General features: G+C 52.1%; 12 protein-coding genes. 3 read left to right on the forward strand and 9 right to left on the reverse strand.

Translation table 11 applies throughout. The features are described 5' to 3' along the window. Nucleotides 1-55: 55 nt before the first annotated feature. From CRO33_RS19900 to serC, 9 genes are all read right to left on the reverse strand, one after another. On the reverse strand, nucleotides 56-1,273 hold the full coding sequence (locus CRO33_RS19900; RefSeq protein WP_097119321.1) for a winged helix-turn-helix domain-containing protein: 1,218 nt from the start codon (nucleotides 1,271-1,273) through the stop codon (nucleotides 56-58). Between the two features lie 23 nt (nucleotides 1,274-1,296). Next, nucleotides 1,297-2,298: a tetraacyldisaccharide 4'-kinase gene (gene lpxK / locus CRO33_RS19905; protein ID WP_097119322.1), complete on the reverse strand. Its 1,002-nt coding sequence runs from the start codon at nucleotides 2,296-2,298 to the stop codon at nucleotides 1,297-1,299. Beyond that, complete coding sequence (gene msbA, locus CRO33_RS19910; protein ID WP_097119323.1) at nucleotides 2,295-4,043, reverse strand: lipid A ABC transporter ATP-binding protein/permease MsbA; 1,749 nt, start codon at nucleotides 4,041-4,043, stop codon at nucleotides 2,295-2,297. Before msbA ends, lpxK begins: the two co-directional genes overlap by 4 nt. Before the next feature lie 34 nt (nucleotides 4,044-4,077). Continuing rightward, complete coding sequence (locus CRO33_RS19915; protein WP_097119324.1) at nucleotides 4,078-6,336, reverse strand: DNA internalization-related competence protein ComEC/Rec2; 2,259 nt, start codon at nucleotides 6,334-6,336, stop codon at nucleotides 4,078-4,080. A gap of 200 nt (nucleotides 6,337-6,536) precedes the next feature. After that, nucleotides 6,537-6,821, reverse strand: a complete 285-nt coding sequence (gene ihfB / locus CRO33_RS19920; RefSeq protein ID WP_003849360.1) for an integration host factor subunit beta — start codon at nucleotides 6,819-6,821, stop codon at nucleotides 6,537-6,539. A gap of 86 nt (nucleotides 6,822-6,907) precedes the next feature. Further along, nucleotides 6,908-8,581, reverse strand: coding sequence for a 30S ribosomal protein S1 (gene rpsA / locus CRO33_RS19925; protein ID WP_034820570.1), 1,674 nt, complete (start codon nucleotides 8,579-8,581; stop codon nucleotides 6,908-6,910). Between the two features lie 122 nt (nucleotides 8,582-8,703). Then, the gene (gene cmk / locus CRO33_RS19930) at nucleotides 8,704-9,384 is read right to left on the reverse strand and encodes a (d)CMP kinase (protein ID WP_034820574.1); all 681 of its coding nucleotides are present in this window, start codon (nucleotides 9,382-9,384) and stop codon (nucleotides 8,704-8,706) included. A 197-nt stretch (nucleotides 9,385-9,581) separates the two neighbouring features. After that, nucleotides 9,582-10,868, reverse strand: coding sequence for a 3-phosphoshikimate 1-carboxyvinyltransferase (gene aroA / locus CRO33_RS19935; RefSeq protein WP_097119325.1), 1,287 nt, complete (start codon nucleotides 10,866-10,868; stop codon nucleotides 9,582-9,584). An 81-nt stretch (nucleotides 10,869-10,949) separates the two neighbouring features. After that, nucleotides 10,950-12,035 carry a 3-phosphoserine/phosphohydroxythreonine transaminase gene (serC, locus tag CRO33_RS19940; RefSeq protein ID WP_097119326.1) on the reverse strand — a complete coding sequence of 362 codons (1,086 nt, stop codon included), beginning with the start codon at nucleotides 12,033-12,035 and terminating at the stop codon, nucleotides 10,950-10,952. Nucleotides 12,036-12,348: 313 nt separating this feature from the next. Between serC and ycaO the strand changes: the two genes are divergently transcribed. From ycaO to pflB, 3 genes are all read left to right on the forward strand, one after another. Next, the gene (gene ycaO, locus CRO33_RS19945; RefSeq protein WP_097119327.1) at nucleotides 12,349-14,109 is read left to right on the forward strand and encodes a 30S ribosomal protein S12 methylthiotransferase accessory factor YcaO; all 1,761 of its coding nucleotides are present in this window, start codon (nucleotides 12,349-12,351) and stop codon (nucleotides 14,107-14,109) included. A gap of 354 nt (nucleotides 14,110-14,463) precedes the next feature. Next, on the forward strand, nucleotides 14,464-15,324 hold the full coding sequence (gene focA, locus CRO33_RS19950; protein WP_034820596.1) for a formate transporter FocA: 861 nt from the start codon (nucleotides 14,464-14,466) through the stop codon (nucleotides 15,322-15,324). Nucleotides 15,325-15,391: 67 nt separating this feature from the next. Then, complete coding sequence (gene pflB / locus CRO33_RS19955) at nucleotides 15,392-17,674, forward strand: formate C-acetyltransferase (protein WP_097119328.1); 2,283 nt, start codon at nucleotides 15,392-15,394, stop codon at nucleotides 17,672-17,674. Nucleotides 17,675-17,832 lie beyond the last annotated feature (158 nt).

Consider the following 17,832-nt stretch of genomic DNA (forward strand, 5'->3'; position numbering starts at 1 on the left):
ATACCATAGCGCACCCGAAGCACAGTGCGCCGGGCGCGGCATTATTACGATGAACTCAATCGTTGATAACCCAACGATGCGTCCAGGCAGCAAGCAGTTCGGCTGGGACATTTTCAACGATGACCTCATCGGCACCTTGCCACTGTGCAAAGCGACTGATGGCTTTTTGCACATCATTCATAAAGGCCTCGGTAACACGCACGCCGGGCTCAAGCCAAAATGCACGAATAATCAGCTGCTGTGCCTGGCGGTCCATCTTTGCATCAATACGCGCTTTGAGTGCACCTCGGTGTAACACCGGCAGAACAAAGTAACCATAGACGCGCTTCTCAGCAGGGGTATAGCACTCAATGCGGTAATCGAAATTAAACAACTCCAGAGCGCGCCGGCGATCCCATACCACCGGATCGAACGGTGACAACAAGGCCGTGTGGGTGGCGCTGGGCATTTTATCCAGCAGAGGTAACAAGCTCTTATGCAGCCACATCTCACCGAGCTGTTCTACCTCAACGCACACGATTTCGCCTTGTGCTTCGGCATCCTTAATCCAGGATTGCAGGGGTGCACGCTTCAGCCGATAGTAATCGGCCAACCAACTGGCACGAAAAATACCGAGACTGCGGGCACTGTGTCGTAGCATCGCCAGTACCGCATCAGATTCACTCACTGCATGCTGTTCGTCATCCCAATCAGGCATCACGCGGGTGCGCAGATCGTACACCCGCTGGAAGTTACGTCGTTCGACCACCATCAACTCACCCGCGCTAAACAGGTTTTCCAGATGCCGCTTGTGTGGCTTCCAGGCCCACCAGCTGGGTTTGGTATGCTTATCACTGGCAAAATCAGCGGCGCGCACCGGGCCATTTTCAGCGATATGATTCAGCAAGGCAGCGATTTCCTGCTGATGTTCGTTTACCCACTGCTCGTTGTATTTCCACCCCAGCCGCTGCGGCTCCAGCATGCGATGGCGTAGCAACGGGTAATCTTCGAAGGGGATGAAACAGGCTTCGTGCGCCCAATACTCAAAAAGCGCACCGGAGGCCAATGTTTCTTCCAGCCACTGTGTGGGATAAGCGCCAAGGCGGCTGAACAGCACCAGATAAGGGCTACGGGCGACGACATTGATGGTGTCGATTTGCAGTAATGACATCTGCCGCACGCAGGCATGGATATCGGACAGGCGGGCGCGGCGGCTCGGTGGGCGTAACAACCCCTGAGCAGCCAGGTGTAAATGACGAGCAGTTTGGAGTGAAAGGGAAGATGTTGTGGTCATGACTCGATTCCCTTTGAGCAGGTTTAGCGCGAACGGGTGTCGCGCGCAGTCGTGCAGAGTTGGGTCACATCGGCGAGTAAAGCATCCAGGGACGCCCCCGACAGATCGGCATCAACCGGTAGATACCACCAGTTGTCACGTGCAAAACTACGGCATTTCACTGCGTCTTTTTCGGTCATCAGCAGGCATTGATGAGTCTGCGTCAAACGCTGTAACTCTTCTTTGCTATAAGCATGGTGATCGGCAAACGCGATTTCTGCCACCGGCTGGATGCCTTGCTGTTGCAGCGTTTTGAAGAACCGCGGCGGATGCCCAATGCCGGCCATCGCCACCGTTTCTGGCAATTGATCGAGGTTGGCTGTCTCACCGTTCACCAGATTGATCGCCTTGCCGGGACGCAACGTCATGGCGATCTCACCGGCTTGCGCCTCTCCACCATTGACGATGATGGCATTGACGCTTTGCAGCCGGGATGCGCGCTCACGCATCGGACCTGCGGGCAGCCACCAGCCATTACCGAAGCGACGGACACCATCCACTACCACAATTTCACGATCGCGCTGCAACGCGTAATGTTGCAGCCCGTCGTCGGTAATAATTACATCCAGTTCCTGTGCGGCCAGCAGTCCTTCTACCGCCATACGGCGTTGAGGCGCGACGGCTACCGGCGCCTGAGTACGCTGCGCGATTAATACCGGCTCGTCGCCGGCTTGTGATGTCGGGGTATCGGCCGTCACCAGCAGTGGATAACGCTCAGCCTTTCCACCATAGCCGCGTGAGACAACGCCAACGCGCAGGCCACGCTGTTGCAGTGCCTGAACCAGCCAGATTACCACCGGCGTTTTACCGTTGCCGCCAGCCGTCAGATTACCTACCACAATCACCGGACAGGGCGCACGCCAGCTTTTACGCCAGCCACGCTGATAGCTGAGGCGAATCAAACTGCTGATTGCGCCATACAGCAAACTCAGTGGCCACAATAGCAGCCACAGTGGCGAGCGCCCGCTCCAGATGCGTTCAATCATTGACCAAACTGCAGTTTGTGAAGCTGTGCATAGGCACCCTTTTCGGCCAGCAACACGCTGTGCGTACCGCGTTCAACGATACGACCATCCTCAACGACCACGATTTCATCGGCTTTTTCGATGGTCGACAGGCGGTGCGCAATCACTAGCGAAGTGCGGTTTTTCTGCAGCTCATCCAGTGCGGCCTGAATCGCGCGCTCGGATTCGGTATCCAGTGCTGAGGTCGCTTCATCAAGGATCAGAATCGGGCAATCACGCAGCAATGCGCGCGCGATGGCGATACGTTGACGCTGGCCACCTGACAGCAACACGCCGTTCTCACCAATCACGGTATCCAGACCGTTATCCATCTTCTTAATAAAGTCCATGGCGTGCGCCATAGTCGCTGCCTGTTCAATCTGCTCGCGGGTGTATTCTCCATTGCGTGCATAAGCAATGTTATTGGCAATGGTGTCGTTGAACAGATGAACATTCTGAGATACCAGCGCCACCTGATTACGCAGCGAACGCAGGGTGTATTCACGCAGATCGTGGCCATCCAGCAGAATTTCACCGGAGTCGATATCGTAGAAACGGGTCAATAGGCTCGCCATGGTCGATTTACCCGATCCTGAGCGTCCTACCAATGCCACGGTTTTGCCCTCGGGCAGTGACAGATTGATATCACGCAGCGCCGGGACTTCACGGCCAGGATAGGTAAAGGTCACATTGCGGAATTCGACATCGCCTTTGGCACGCGTGATTTCACGCTTGCCATTATCGATTTCCTGTTCGCTATCCAGAATTGAGAACAAGGTCTGACAAGCAGCCATACCGCGCTGGAACTGGGCATTGACGTTAGTCAGCGACTTCAGTGGACGCATCAAGGCAATCATCGATGAGAACACCACAGTGATGGTACCGGCGGTGAGAGTTTCCATCACGCTGGGGAAACTGGCGGCGTAGAGCACAAATGCCAGTGCCAGAGAAGCAATCAGCTGAATGACCGGATCGGAAATGGAAGATGCCGAAACCAGTTTCATGCCCTGCTGGCGCATTTTGTTGCTCACCTGGGAGAAACGCTGTGCTTCAACATCCTGACCACCAAATATCAGCACCTCTTTGTGCCCTTTCAGCATCTGTTCAGCACTGGTGGTGACTTGTCCCATGGTGTTCTGCATGTTTTTACTGATGCTGCGGAAGCGTTTGGACACTGTGCGAATCGCAAAGGAAACAATTGGCGCAAGGACAATCAAAATTAATGACAGCTGCCAGCTGTAGTAGAACATCATGATAAACAGGCCGATGATCGAGGCGCCTTCACGTACGACCGTCACCAGTGCACTGGAAGAGGACGAAGCAACCTGCTCGGAATCATAAGTGATGCGTGACAGCAATGTGCCGGTTGATTGCTGGTCAAAGAACGCCACGGGCATGCCCATCATGTGACCAAACAAGCGGCGGCGCATATTCATGACCACGTTGCCCGATACCCAAGAGATGCAATAACTGGAGATGTAGCTGGTCACGCCACGCACCAGCATCAGGCCAATCACCACCAGTGGCATCCAAAGCATGACGGAGCGGTCGGCCTTGCCGAAGCCATCATCCAGTAAAGGTTTCAACAGCGACAGCATTAAGGTATCGCCGGCCGCATTGAGAATCAGCGCCACCGCAGACACAAACAGTCCTGCTTTGTGCGGCGCAATCATCGGCCAGAGTCGGCGGAACGTCTGCCACGTTGAGAGATCTTTGTCTTGATGCATTATTTATTCACGCTGTTTGAAATAGCCGCTCATTCTACCTGGATTCACGTTTGACGCCAAACCACTGATGATACCAGCGAGGTTTTATTTGCTCCCTCAATCCCTTGATCTGCCATTCACCCTGCCGAATACCAATGTGGACCTGCCCGGATTGTGCCGTGTCATACCAGAGATAGCCCTGCTGGCGATAGCGTTCAACCACCGCTACGGCAGGCATGCGCCAGGCGTTATAGCGCGCCACCGACGCCACCGCGCCCTTTCCTGCAACACTACGTAACAGTAAAGGCCCCGAAGAGGTTCGGCTACCATGATGAGGGACCTGCATTAACGTGCTGGTGAGCTGGGTTTTCTCTAATGCCACCAATTTTCTTTCTGCTTCTGACTCAATATCCCCGGTGAGCAGCAGGCTGACAGCTCCATCGTCTACGCGTACGACACAAGAGTCATTATTTTGCCCTTGCGTATTCCCTGCGGGCGGCCAGAGTGCCGTAAAGGTCAGTTTGCCCCATTGCCACTGCTCTCCTCGCTGACAGGGTAAATGTCCCGCTTCACCCAATGCACTGCGGATCATCGTATTGGGATTTGCCTGATGCAGTGAATTCAGCCCACCCCGATGATCCAGATGCTTATGACTTACCACCACCGTGTTTAGCTGTCGTCCCTTATACAGTAACCATGGCAGTATCACACGCGCGCCCGCATCATCTTCATTCCAGCGTGGACCCGCATCGTACAACACCACTTCATTACCCTGTGTAATCGCGATCGCCAGACCATGGCCCACATCCAGCACATCAATCTGCCAGTCATCTTGTTCAGACTGATGACGCCATAACAGAAATGCCAGTGCGCAGCCGCAGCAAAGCATCAGCGTGTTATTCAGCAAACCACTGCGCCACATAAATAAACCGCCCCATAGCAGGGCCACTGCCGGCAAGGCATCATTTAACGGCCACCATCCTGCTGGCAAGTATGCCAGGCCCTGCATCACCTGATTGACAGAAAAATCCGCCAACCGCCACAGTACCGAAGCGATGGGTTGTATGGGCAGCAAAAGCGCCAGCAGTATCAATGGCACGGTGAAAAGCGATACCACAGGCACCGCGATGAGGTTAGCGGCCAGTGCACTGAGGCTGATTCCCTGAAATAAAAAAATCTGCAGAGGAGCCATCAGTATCATCATGCCGAGCTGTAAGTGCAGCAATCTCAGCGGCAGCCAGCGCCAGGCCTGACGGTATCGATCCGGCAAGGCAAACCACTGGAACCAGATGATTAACATGGCGACGGCAAGAGCAGAGAGCCAAAAGCTTTCAGATAAGACTGTGAGGGGATCAAGCCAAAGCAGTACACCCATGCACAGTGTCCAAATCTGCCAGCCTGTTAACTGCCAGCCAGCGATTCTTATCGTTGTCCACAGTAGTAGCGCGACCAGCGCGCGCTGTGCTGGTGCATGGCTGCCCGACAGCCAGCAGTAGATTGTCGCGGTAATGATGCTCCCCATTAGTGGCAGCAGATAACCGATGGTGTGCGCAGGCTGCAGCAGCTGCAAGCCACGTACTATCATCCAGCCAACGCTGGCCGCTAGCGCAATATGCATACCGGAAATCGCCATTAAGTGTGCGGTTCCGGTCTCACGTAATAATTGTCGCTGGGTTTTGGTCATGTTCTCACGTTCGCCAAAAGCCAGCGCCTGCAAAATGGCCGGTTGTTGCAGGTGTTCAAAAAGAGGTTGATGATGGCGCATAACCTGCGTTCGCAAATTACAATCTACCGATTCCGCCAGCTGGTTAATGGTTCTCCCCTGCAAAGGTGTATGGTTTGCCAGCGCAAAACGTTGGGCATCAAACCCGCCTTCATTCAAGCGACCATGCACTGCACGCAAGCGTAAGGTCATTTTCCAGCGTTGCCCTGCACAATACCCCGATTCACCTGGCTCCGCATTGATACTGACAAACAACGGCGGGAACTGATATCGCTCACCCACACGGATAATCTGGGCTTTAAATTGCTGTTGATTTTCCTTCACATCAACAATACGCAGCGTCACTTCGGCTGGCGCCATTGAAAGCTGGTCAATCACATTCAGCATCTGTCTCGCTTCCAGTAGCGCCCACGCCAGAAGCAGGATACCCATGCCAATAAGACGCAGCCCATCCCAAGGCAGGGATGCCACAATAAGTGCTAGTAGCACCATCACAGCGATCATTTCCATGGTCGGTATTTGAGGTAACAAACCCAATGGTAGCGCCGCCAGGATCATGATTCTGGCTACTGTAATCCCTGTTATACGCATCACTTTTCTCCCGCAATGGGCACCAGTTTGCGTGCAATTGGCAGGAATAGCTTTCAGGAATGGGGAGAGCTGGATTGCGGATGCCAAAAAATCGAAGTGGCTTTCATTGTTGATGTGGGTTTAGGAATCAGATTCACAACAACGAATTTTGAGCAAAAAAAACGACACCCAGAGGTGTCGCTTTGTCGTTCGGTAACGGCTTAGCCGTAGATATTTGCACGGTCACGCAATTCTTTGCCCGGCTTGAAGTGGGGAACGTATTTACCTTCCAGATCCACTTTATCACCCGTTTTCGGGTTACGACCAGTGCGCGGTGCGCGGTAGTGCAAAGAAAAGCTGCCGAATCCCCGGATTTCAATGCGCTCGCCCTGTGCCAACGTGGTGGCCATGTGCTCGAGCATCTCTTTAACTGCATCCTCAACGACTTTCGCCGGAATATGAGTATGCTGTCCAGCAAGTCTTTCAATAAGTTCTGACTTGGTCATGTAACCTCCGGTTAATCCTTAATGGGAAAGGTATGACAGCTTTTACCGAAACCGGACGACTTACATCGTCCGGTGCCTCGGGTCGATTACTCGCCTTTAGCCGCTTTGAACGCTTCAGCCATAGCGCTAGAGAAGTTGCTTTCTTCCTGTTTGGTGTTAACAGTGTTGATAGCTTCTTTCTCATCAGCCTGGTCTTTAGCACGAACAGACAGGCTTACAACGCGGTTCTTACGGTCAACGCCGGTGAACTTAGCTTCAACGTCGTCACCAACACTCAGAACCAGAGTTGCGTCTTCGATACGGTCCAGTGAAGCTTCTGAAGCGCGCAGGTAACCTTCAACGCCATCAGCCAATTCTACTGTAGCACCTTTAGCGTCTACTGCAGTTACTTTACCGTTAACGATAGCGCCTTTCTTGTTCAGGGTGATGTAGTTGTTGAATGGATCTTCAGCCAACTGCTTCACGCCCAGAGAGATGCGCTCGCGCTCTGCATCAACCTGCAGTACAACAGCAGCGATTTCGTCGCCTTTTTTGTACTCACGAACGGCTTCTTCGCCAGTCGCGTTCCAGGAGATGTCTGACAGGTGAACCAGACCGTCGATGCCACCGTCCAGGCCGATGAAGATACCGAAGTCAGTGATTGACTTGATTTTACCTTCAACGCGATCGCCTTTGTTGTGGGTCTCAGCGAACTGCTGCCATGGGTTGTTTTTGCACTGCTTCAGACCCAGGGAGATACGACGACGTTCTTCGTCGATGTCCAGAACCATAACTTCAACAACATCGCCCACGTTAACAACTTTAGATGGGTGAATGTTTTTGTTGGTCCAGTCCATTTCAGAAACGTGTACCAGACCTTCAACGCCTTCTTCGATTTCAACGAAGCAGCCGTAATCAGTCAGGTTGGTTACACGGCCAGTCAGCTTGGTGCCTTCTGGGTAACGCTTAGCGATAGCAACCCATGGATCTTCGCCCAGCTGTTTCAGGCCCAGAGATACACGAGTACGCTCGCGGTCGAACTTCAGCACTTTAACAGTGATTTCGTCGCCCACGTTGACGATTTCGCTTGGATGCTTAACGCGTTTCCAGGCCATATCGGTGATGTGCAGCAGGCCGTCAACGCCACCCAGGTCCACGAATGCGCCGTAGTCAGTGAGGTTCTTAACGATACCTTTAACTTCCATGCCTTCCTGCAGGTTTTCCAGCAGCTGATCGCGTTCAGCGCTGTTTTCAGATTCGATAACTGCGCGGCGAGAAACCACCACGTTGTTACGTTTCTGATCAAGCTTGATAACTTTGAACTCAAGCTCTTTGCCTTCCAGGTGCAGAGTATCGCGAACCGGACGAACGTCAACCAGTGAACCTGGCAGGAACGCACGAATACCGTTCAGCTCAACTGTGAAGCCACCTTTAACTTTGCCGTTGATAACACCGGTAACAGTTTCAGCTTCTTCGTAAGCTTTTTCCAGCGTGATCCAAGCTTCGTGACGCTTAGCTTTCTCACGGGACAGCAGGGTTTCACCGAAGCCGTCTTCAACTGCGTCAAGCGCAACGTCAACTTCGTCGCCAACCTGGATTTCCAGTTCGCCGGCTGCGTTCTTGAACTGCTCTGCAGGAATTGCAGACTCAGATTTCAGACCCGCATCAACCAGGACTACGTCTTTATCGATAGAGACAACAACGCCACGAACGATGGAACCCGGACGGGTTTCGATTTCTTTCAGTGATTCTTCAAATAGTTGAGCAAAAGATTCAGTCATATTGATAATCTTAGGATTCTTCAATTTAACGTCCACCTGACGTCATTGTCGGATGGGGTTGTTTCACATGCCCAGCACCGGATCCGTGGTACAGGGTTACTACAATTCAGTTACCGAATAGATTAAATGCCCAGCTTTTGGCGGGCATAATCAAGTGCCTTTTCAATCACTTGCTCAATGGACATACTGGTTGAATCCAGCACCAGAGCATCAGCGGCAGGCACTAAAGGCGCAATTGCACGATTACGATCGCGGTCGTCGCGTTCCTTTATCTCGGATAAAAGGCGATCAAAGTTAACATTAAAGCCCTTCTCCTGCAACTGTAGCATACGACGGTGAGCACGCTCTTCCGAACTTGCATCCAGGAAGATTTTTACCGGTGCATCGGGGAATACCACGGTGCCCATATCGCGGCCATCCGCAATCAAACCCGGCTCTTCACGGAATGCTCGCTGGCGACGCAACAGCGCTTCACGCACGCGTGGGAAAGCAGCAACCCGCGAAGCCGTATTGCTCACCTCCTGCGTACGGATTTCACCGGTCACATCCTCACCTTCCAAAATGACCTGCATTTCGCCTTCAACAGACAAGAAACGCACGTCGAGGTGAGCCGCCATAGGCACTAATGCTTCTTCGGATTCAATATCCACCTGATGATGAAGTGCAGCCAATGCAAGTACGCGATAAATGGCACCAGAATCCAGCAAGTGCCACTGCAATGACTCCGCCATCGCTTTACACAAAGTCCCTTTACCTGCGCCACTTGGGCCATCAATGGTAATTACCGGGGCGATTGCCGTCATTGTTCTCTCCTGTTGCTGCGTGCTTATTATCAGCCTTCTTGGCTGTTTGAATGCGCGGCATTATACGCTGCCCGCGTCAGGTTAGTTACCCTTTAGCGTAGACAGCGCCAGAATTTTCGACAGATTCAGAAGAATTTCCGCCCAACAAGACCAGAAGAGAGCGAGGAAACCCGGCACAAGCGTACCGGGTAGCGTGATCAAGAGGTCTGGCTGATTTTCGCCAACTGCTGGAAGTAATCCGGGAAGGTTTTCGCCGTGCAGCCGGGATCAAGAATGGTGACAGGCGTGTCCGATAACGACACCAGCGCAAAGCACATCGCCATGCGGTGATCGTTATAAGTGCCAATATCCGCATGCTGAAGCTGAGCCGGTGGAGTGACACGAATAAAATCGTGACCTTCTTCTACTTCCGCACCCACTTTGCGCAATTCGGTCGCCATCGCCGCTAAGCGGTCAGTCTCTTTCACACGCCAGTTGTAGATATTTCGCATCAAGGTGGTGCCTTCCGCGAACAACGCCGTGGTGGCAATGGTCATCGCCGCATCTGGAATATGGTTCATGTCCATATCAATCGCGGTCAGAGAACCTCGTGTGCAGGCAATATAGTCATCACCCCACTCGATCACCGCACCCATTTTTTCCAGCACATCAGCAAAGCGGATGTCGCCCTGAACGCTGTTGCGGCCAATCCCGGTTACGCGAACCGTTCCACCTTTAATGGCGGCGGCGGCGAGGAAATAAGAGGCAGAAGAGGCATCGCCCTCCACCAGATAATCGCCCGGAGATTGATACTGCTGCTGGCCTTTCACCACAAAGCGCTGGTAGTTCTGGTTATCGACTTCGACACCAAAACAACGCATCAGGTGCAGTGTAATATCAATGTACGGCTTAGAAACCAGATCACCTTTGATGGTAATCACAGTGTCTTTCGGTGCCAGCGGAGCGGTCATTAGCAATGCGGTCAGGAACTGGCTAGAAACACTACCGTCCACACTGACATCGCCACCTACAAACCCGCCGTTCAGACGCAGCGGCGGATAATCCGTCTGCTCCAGGTAATCAATTTTGGCTCCGCCCTGACGCAACGCATCCACCAGATGACCAATTGGGCGCTCTTTCATGCGAGGTTCGCCAGTCAGCACAATCGACTGTTGACCCAGGCATAGTGCGGCAGCCAGCGGACGCATAGCAGTACCGGCGTTGCCCAGAAAGAGTTCCAGGGCCTGGTCACTGTGCAGCGGACCTGCATTTCCCACCACTTCGCACACGGTACGATCGGCAGAGAGCGTGTAATTGACGCCCAGCGCCTTCAGCGCATTCAGCATGTGTTTAACGTCATCGCTGTCCAGCAAATTGGTCAGGCGAGTCGTGCCGTTGGCCAGCGCGGCCAATAACAATGCACGGTTAGAAACGCTTTTTGAACCCGGTAAGTTTACCGTGCCGTCAACGCGAGCAATCGGTTGTAGAGTCAGGGAGTCCTGCATGTGAAACCAAATCTCCAGAAAAGACAAAACCCCGTTGTTTAACGGGGCCAGTGGCCAGCCAGGCTGGCCGATGATGAGTAATTAGCCGTGACGACGTTCGAAGTCGATCATGAACTCAGTCAGGGCTTTCACCCCTTCCAGCGGCATCGCATTGTAGATCGACGCACGCATACCGCCAACCACGCGGTGTCCTTTCAGTGCATGCAGGCCTGCCTGCAGAGACTCGTCCAGAAACACTTTGTCCAGCGCGGCATCAGCCAGCTGGAACGGCACGTTCATACGTGAACGGTTCGCAGCGGCAACATCGTTACGGTAGAAGCTGCTGTTATCAATGACGCCATAGAGCAGGTCTGCTTTCGCCTGATTGACCTTATCCATCTCAGCAACACCGCCCTTCTCTTTCAGCCATTTGAATACCAGACCAGAGAGGTACCAGGCAAAAGTCGGCGGTGTGTTGAACATGGATTCGTTTTCAGCCAGCACCTTGTAATCAAGGATAGAAGGCACATAACGCTGCGCTTTGCCCAGCAGATCCTCACGCACCACCACCAGCGTTAATCCCGCTGGACCGATGTTTTTCTGTGCGCCTGCGTAGATCACACCGTAACGGCTGACATCGATTGGGCGAGACATAATGGTTGAAGAAAGATCAGCCACCACGACTTTGTCACCAAAGTCAGGCTCTTCATCGATAGCAATACCATCAATGGTTTCATTCGGGCAGAAATGCACATAGGCAGCATCATCGTTGAGCTGCCATTCACGCATCGGTAACAAAGCACGTTTACCGTTAAGCGTGGTTTTGACGTCGATGGTGTTCGGGGTGCAATATTTTTCAGCTTCTTTGATCGCGCTGTGTGCCCAGTAGCCGCCATCAATATAGTCAGCGGATTTCGCATCACCTAACAGGTTACCCGGGATAGCTGCGAACTGCGCGCGAGCGCCACCATGGCAGAATAAAACTTTGTAGTTCGATGGGATCTTCAGCAGATCTCGAAAATCCTGTTCTGCGGCTTCAGCGACAGCAATGAACTCTTTACTGCGATGGCTGATCTCCATTACAGAGGTGCCTAATCCGTGCCAGTTTGTCAGTTCTTGTTCTGCACGACGGAGCACTTCTACCGGCAGCATCGCTGGGCCGGAGCTAAAATTATAAACCTGCGTCATTTCCCCTCACCACTGTCATATCGAACGGTTATGAATACCGTATCGGTTTTATCATTGCCTCCGAATGGCTGCAATCATTAATCCGATAGCGATCACAATTCCGGGGCGGGCTCCACCGCAGCTTATGTCATAAATGCAATAAGCCACGGAATTTTGTGAGGGAGATTCCCGATGTAAAATCAGAATGCTGCCAGGTGATGAAATAGCCATGACAATACCGCGATAAATTTAGACCACTGAATAGCGAAGCAGGCGCAAAACCCGTATCATTGCGCGCTTTACGCCCACCCCATCGACTTGAGAGAGCGCCAACATGACGCAAACGTTTATTCCAGGAAAAGACGCCGCACTGGAAGACTCCATCGCACGTTTCCAGCACAAACTGCAGGACCTGGGCTTCAACATTGAAGAAGCCTCCTGGCTGAACCCGGTTCCACACGTCTGGTCTGTGCATATACGCGATCGCGACTGCCCGCTGTGCTTTACCAATGGTAAAGGTGCCAGTAAGAAAGCGGCACTGGCTTCGGCGTTAGGCGAATATTTTGAGCGTCTCTCAACCAACTACTTCTTCGCCGATTTCTGGCTCGGTCAGTCCATCGCCAACGGCGATTTCGTTCACTACCCGAATGAGAAGTGGTTCCCATTGACCGACGATGACAGTTTACCAGCAGGGATTCTGGATGCGCGTCTGCAGAAATTTTACGATCCAGAAGATAGTCTGAGCGCCTCAGATCTGATTGACCTGCAGTCAGGTAATGTTGACCGTGGTATCTGCGGCCTGCCATTTACTCGTCAATCCGACCAGCAGACGGTGTACATCCCGATGAACATCATCGGCAACCTGTATGTTTCTAACGGCATGTCTGCCGGTAACACCGCGAATGAAGCGCGTGTACAAGGCCTGTCTGAAGTCTTTGAGCGCCACATCAAAAACCGCATTATCGCTGAGTCAATTAGCCTGCCAGAAATTCCTGCTGAAGTGATGCAGCGTTACCCCGGCGTGATTGAGGCGATTGAACGTCTGGAAGCCGAAGGTTTCCCGATCTTCTCCTACGATGCTTCACTGGGCGGCAAGTACCCGGTTATCTGCGTAGTGTTGTTTAACCCGGCCAACGGCACTTGCTTTGCTTCATTCGGCGCGCACCCTGACTTTGGTGTGGCATTGGAACGTACCGTTACTGAACTGCTCCAGGGCCGTGGGCTGAAAGACCTGGATGTCTTCACCCCACCGACCTTTGATGATGAAGAAGTGGCTGAACACGCCAACCTGGAAACCCACTTTATCGATTCCAGTGGTTTAATCTCCTGGGACATGTTCAAAGATGATGCGGATTATCCTTTCGTCGACTGGAGTTTCTCAGGCAGCACGCACGAAGAGTTTGATACGCTGATGGCTATCTTCCGCGCGGAAGATCAAGAGGTTTACATCGCGGATTATGAGCATCTGGGCGTTTACGCCTGCCGTATCATCGTACCGGGCATGTCAGATATTTATCCGGCAGAAGACCTGTTATTGGCCAACAACAGCATGGGCGCGCCGCTGCGTGAAACGTTGCTGGCGCTGCCAGCCAGTGAGTGGGAACCGGAGGCGTATTTGAACCTCATCGAGCAGTTGGATGAAGAAGGTCATGACGACTTCACTCGCGTCCGTGAGCTGCTGGGTCTGGCGTCAGGTAAAGACAATGGCTGGTACACCCTTCGTATTGGCGAGCTGAAAGCCATGCTGGCATTGGCGGGCGGAGATTTGGATCAGGCTCTGATCTGGACGGAATGGACCATGGAGTTCAACCAGTCAATCTTCAGCGCTGAACGCGCCAACTATTACCGTTGCCTGCAAACCCTGCTGTTGCTCGCCATGGAGGAAGAACGCGATCCTCTGCAATATCATCGTGCCTTTGTGCGGATGTATGGCGAAAACGCCGTTGATGCCGCTTCTGCAGCGATCAGCGGTGAAGCACCATTCTACGGCCTGCAAGCGGTAGACCTGGATCTGAAAGCCTTCCCGGCTCATCAGGCCCTGCTGGCCGCCTACGAAAAACTGCAGGCAGCAAAACGTAACTATTGGTCAAAGTAATATTCACGGGCGCTTAGCGCGATATTTTTGCTAACGTTGAGAATGGCACTGATTAATCCCGGTGCCATTTTTTTTGCCTCAAATTGTCATACTCAACATTGAATATTGATAATTAACAATTCAGTTTCATTGATTAAACTGAATTAACATTAAGTCAATTTCAAAGACCCCCATTAAACTTATTTTGCATAAATTAAAAATTTTTTAGTTGTTATAATTCAAATTGTTACATGAAAATTCCTTAGCTTAACGCCTCGCTTACCCCGTACCTCCCTGCCATTTATGATCCACATCAATTCCTGACCTATACTCCTTTGTTAGTATCTTTACAGACAATTTCAGGAGAGCGTTAGTGTGAAAGCTGACAACCCTTTTAATGCATTATTACCCGCGGCCATGGCGAAAGTTGCTGAAGATGCCGGCGTCTATAAAGCCACTAAACATCCTTTAACCACCTTCTTCTTAGCCATCACTGCTGGCGTATTTATTTCTATCGCATTTGTTTTCTACATTACTGCCACCACCGGTAGTGGCGCGATGCCCTATGGTATTGCGAAACTGATTGGCGGTATCTGCTTCTCTCTGGGTTTGATGCTGGTTGTGGTATGTGGCGCGGACCTTTTCACTTCGACGGTTTTGATTGTGGTGGCGAAAGCCAGCGGGCGCATCACCTGGATGCAACTCGGTCGTCATTGGCTGAATGTCTATATCGGTAACCTGTTTGGTGCGCTGTTCTTTGTCGCGCTGATTTGGTTAGCAGGTGAACATATGGTTGCCAACGGTGCGTGGGGGTTGAACGTCCTGCAAACCGCCGATCACAAAATGCATCACACGTTTATTGAGGCCGTTAGCCTCGGCACACTGGCTAATCTGATGGTTTGCCTGGCCGTATGGATGAGTTACTCCGGCCGCAGTCTGTTTGACAAAATGTTTGCCATGATATTGCCGGTCGGGATGTTCGTTGCCAGCGGATTTGAGCACAGCATCGCCAACATGTTTTTAATCCCTATGGCCATTGTCATTCGCGACTTCGCCAGCCCGGAATTCTGGCAACTGGCCGGCTCCAGCGCCGCACAGTTCCCCTCTCTCAGCGTTGGCGACTTTATTGTTAACAACCTTATTCCCGTGACAATCGGCAACATTATCGGCGGCGGATTGTTAGTCGGTTTGACCTACTGGGTCATCTATCTTCGTGGTGATGAGCCGGTTCACTAAGCAATTGATACGGGCGTGCTCAAGGGCACGTCATCGTCAGAGTCTCCCTAAATAAGGCAGGTATATCATGTCCGAACTTAACGAAAAAATGGCGTCAGCCTGGGAAGGATTTAGCGCCGGCGAATGGCAGAACGGTGTCAACGTACGTGACTTTATCCAGAAAAACTACACCCCCTATGAAGGTGACGAATCTTTCCTCGCAGGCGCCACACCCGCCACCACTAAACTGTGGGACAGCGTGCTGGAAGGTATTAAGATTGAGAACCGCACCCATGCACCGGTTGATTTCGATACCGACCTGGCTTCTACCATCACGTCACATGATGCGGGTTATATCAATAAATCGCTGGAGACCATCGTAGGTCTGCAGACTGAAGCTCCACTGAAACGCGCCATTATACCGTTTGGCGGCATCAAAATGGTCGAGGGCTCTTGTAAGGTTTATGGCCGTGAACTCGACCCAGCCCTGAAAAAAGTCTTTACCGACTATCGTAAAACTCATAACCAGGGTGTGTTCGATGTCTATACCCCTGATATTCTGCGCTGCCGTAAATCCGGTGTCTTAACCGGTCTGCCAGATGCTTATGGTCGTGGTCGTATCATCGGTGACTATCGCCGCGTGGCGCTGTACGGCATCGATTATCTGATGAAAGATAAAGTGGCGCAGTTCAATTCACTGCAAAGCGATATGGAAAATGGTGTCAATCTTGAAGCCACCATCCGCCTGCGTGAAGAAATCTCCGAGCAACACCGTGCGCTTGGCCAGATTAAAGAAATGGCTGCCAAATACGGCTCTGATATTTCTCTGCCCGCTACCACAGCGCAAGAGGCTGTACAGTGGACCTACTTCGGCTATCTGGCCGCGGTGAAATCACAGAACGGCGCCGCGATGTCATTCGGTCGCGTATCCACCTTCCTCGATGTTTATATCGACCGTGATATTAAAGCGGGCAAACTGACTGAAGAAGGCGCGCAGGAGTTAATTGACCACCTGGTGATGAAACTGCGTATGGTACGTTTCCTGCGCACTCCAGAATATGACGAACTATTCTCAGGTGACCCAATCTGGGCAACCGAGTCTCTGGCCGGTATGGGTGTCGATGGCCGTACTTTAGTCACCAAAAGTACCTTCCGCTTCCTGAACACCTTGTACACCATGGGCCCATCACCGGAACCTAACATGACCATTCTGTGGTCAGAAAAGCTGCCGGTTAACTTTAAGAAATATGCGGCCAAAGTCTCTATCGATACGTCTTCATTGCAGTATGAGAATGACGATCTGATGCGTCCTGACTTTGATAACGATGACTACGCGATCGCCTGCTGTGTGAGCCCAATGATTGTCGGCAAACAGATGCAGTTCTTCGGCGCCCGCGCCAACCTCGCTAAAACACTGCTGTATGCAATCAACGGTGGCGTGGACGAAAAACTGAAAATGCAGGTTGGCCCGAAAGAAGCGCCAATCACTGATGAAATTCTGGATTTCGACACGGTGATGGCACGTCTGGATCACTTCATGGATTGGCTGGCTAAACAGTATGTCACTTCATTGAATATCATCCATTACATGCATGATAAGTACAGCTATGAAGCTTCACTGATGGCGCTGCATGACCGTGACGTCTATCGCACCATGGCGTGTGGTATCGCAGGCTTGTCAGTGGCGGCGGATTCCCTGTCTGCCATTAAATATGCCAAAGTAAAAGCCGTGCGTGATGCGGATGGTCTGGCCGTAGATTTCGAGATTGAAGGCGAGTATCCGCAGTTTGGTAACAACGATTCACGCGTCGATGATATGGCGTGTGACCTGGTTGAACGTTTCATGAAGAAAATTCAGAAACTGCAAACCTATCGTAATGCAGTACCTACCCAGTCGGTGCTGACCATCACCTCTAACGTGGTGTACGGTAAGAAAACCGGTAACACCCCTGATGGTCGTCGTGCAGGTGCGCCATTCGGTCCAGGTGCTAACCCTATGCACGGTCGCGATCAGAAAGGTGCCGTTGCCTCACTGACCTCTGTTGCCAAACTGCCGTTTGCTTACGCGAAAGATGGTATTTCCTATACCTTCTCCATCGTGCCAAATGCACTGGGTAAAGATGACAACGTGCGTAAAACCAACCTTGCGGGCCTGATGGATGGTTACTTCCACCATGAAGCCAATATCGAGGGCGGTCAGCACCTTAACGTCAACGTCATGAACCGTGAGATGCTGCTGGATGCGATGGAACATCCGGAGAAATATCCACAGCTGACCATTCGTGTTTCCGGTTATGCTGTGCGCTTTAACTCGCTGACCAAAGAGCAGCAGCAGGATGTGATTACCCGTACGTTCACTCAGTCCCTGTAATCCTCCCCTGAAATGTAAAGGCTCCTGCGGGAGCCTTTTCTCCACAAGTCTGTTTTGCCAGTTTGCTTTCGCTGGCAGCCTGGCAAAATCGACTTTAATCCAAGAGCACAACACAGATTGTGCCGCCTGTTGTTAAGGCTAACCCGGAGAATACATCG

The organism is Pantoea sp. GL120224-02 (assembly GCF_900215395.1).
Taxonomy (GTDB): Bacteria; Pseudomonadota; Gammaproteobacteria; order Enterobacterales; family Enterobacteriaceae; genus Pantoea; species Pantoea communis.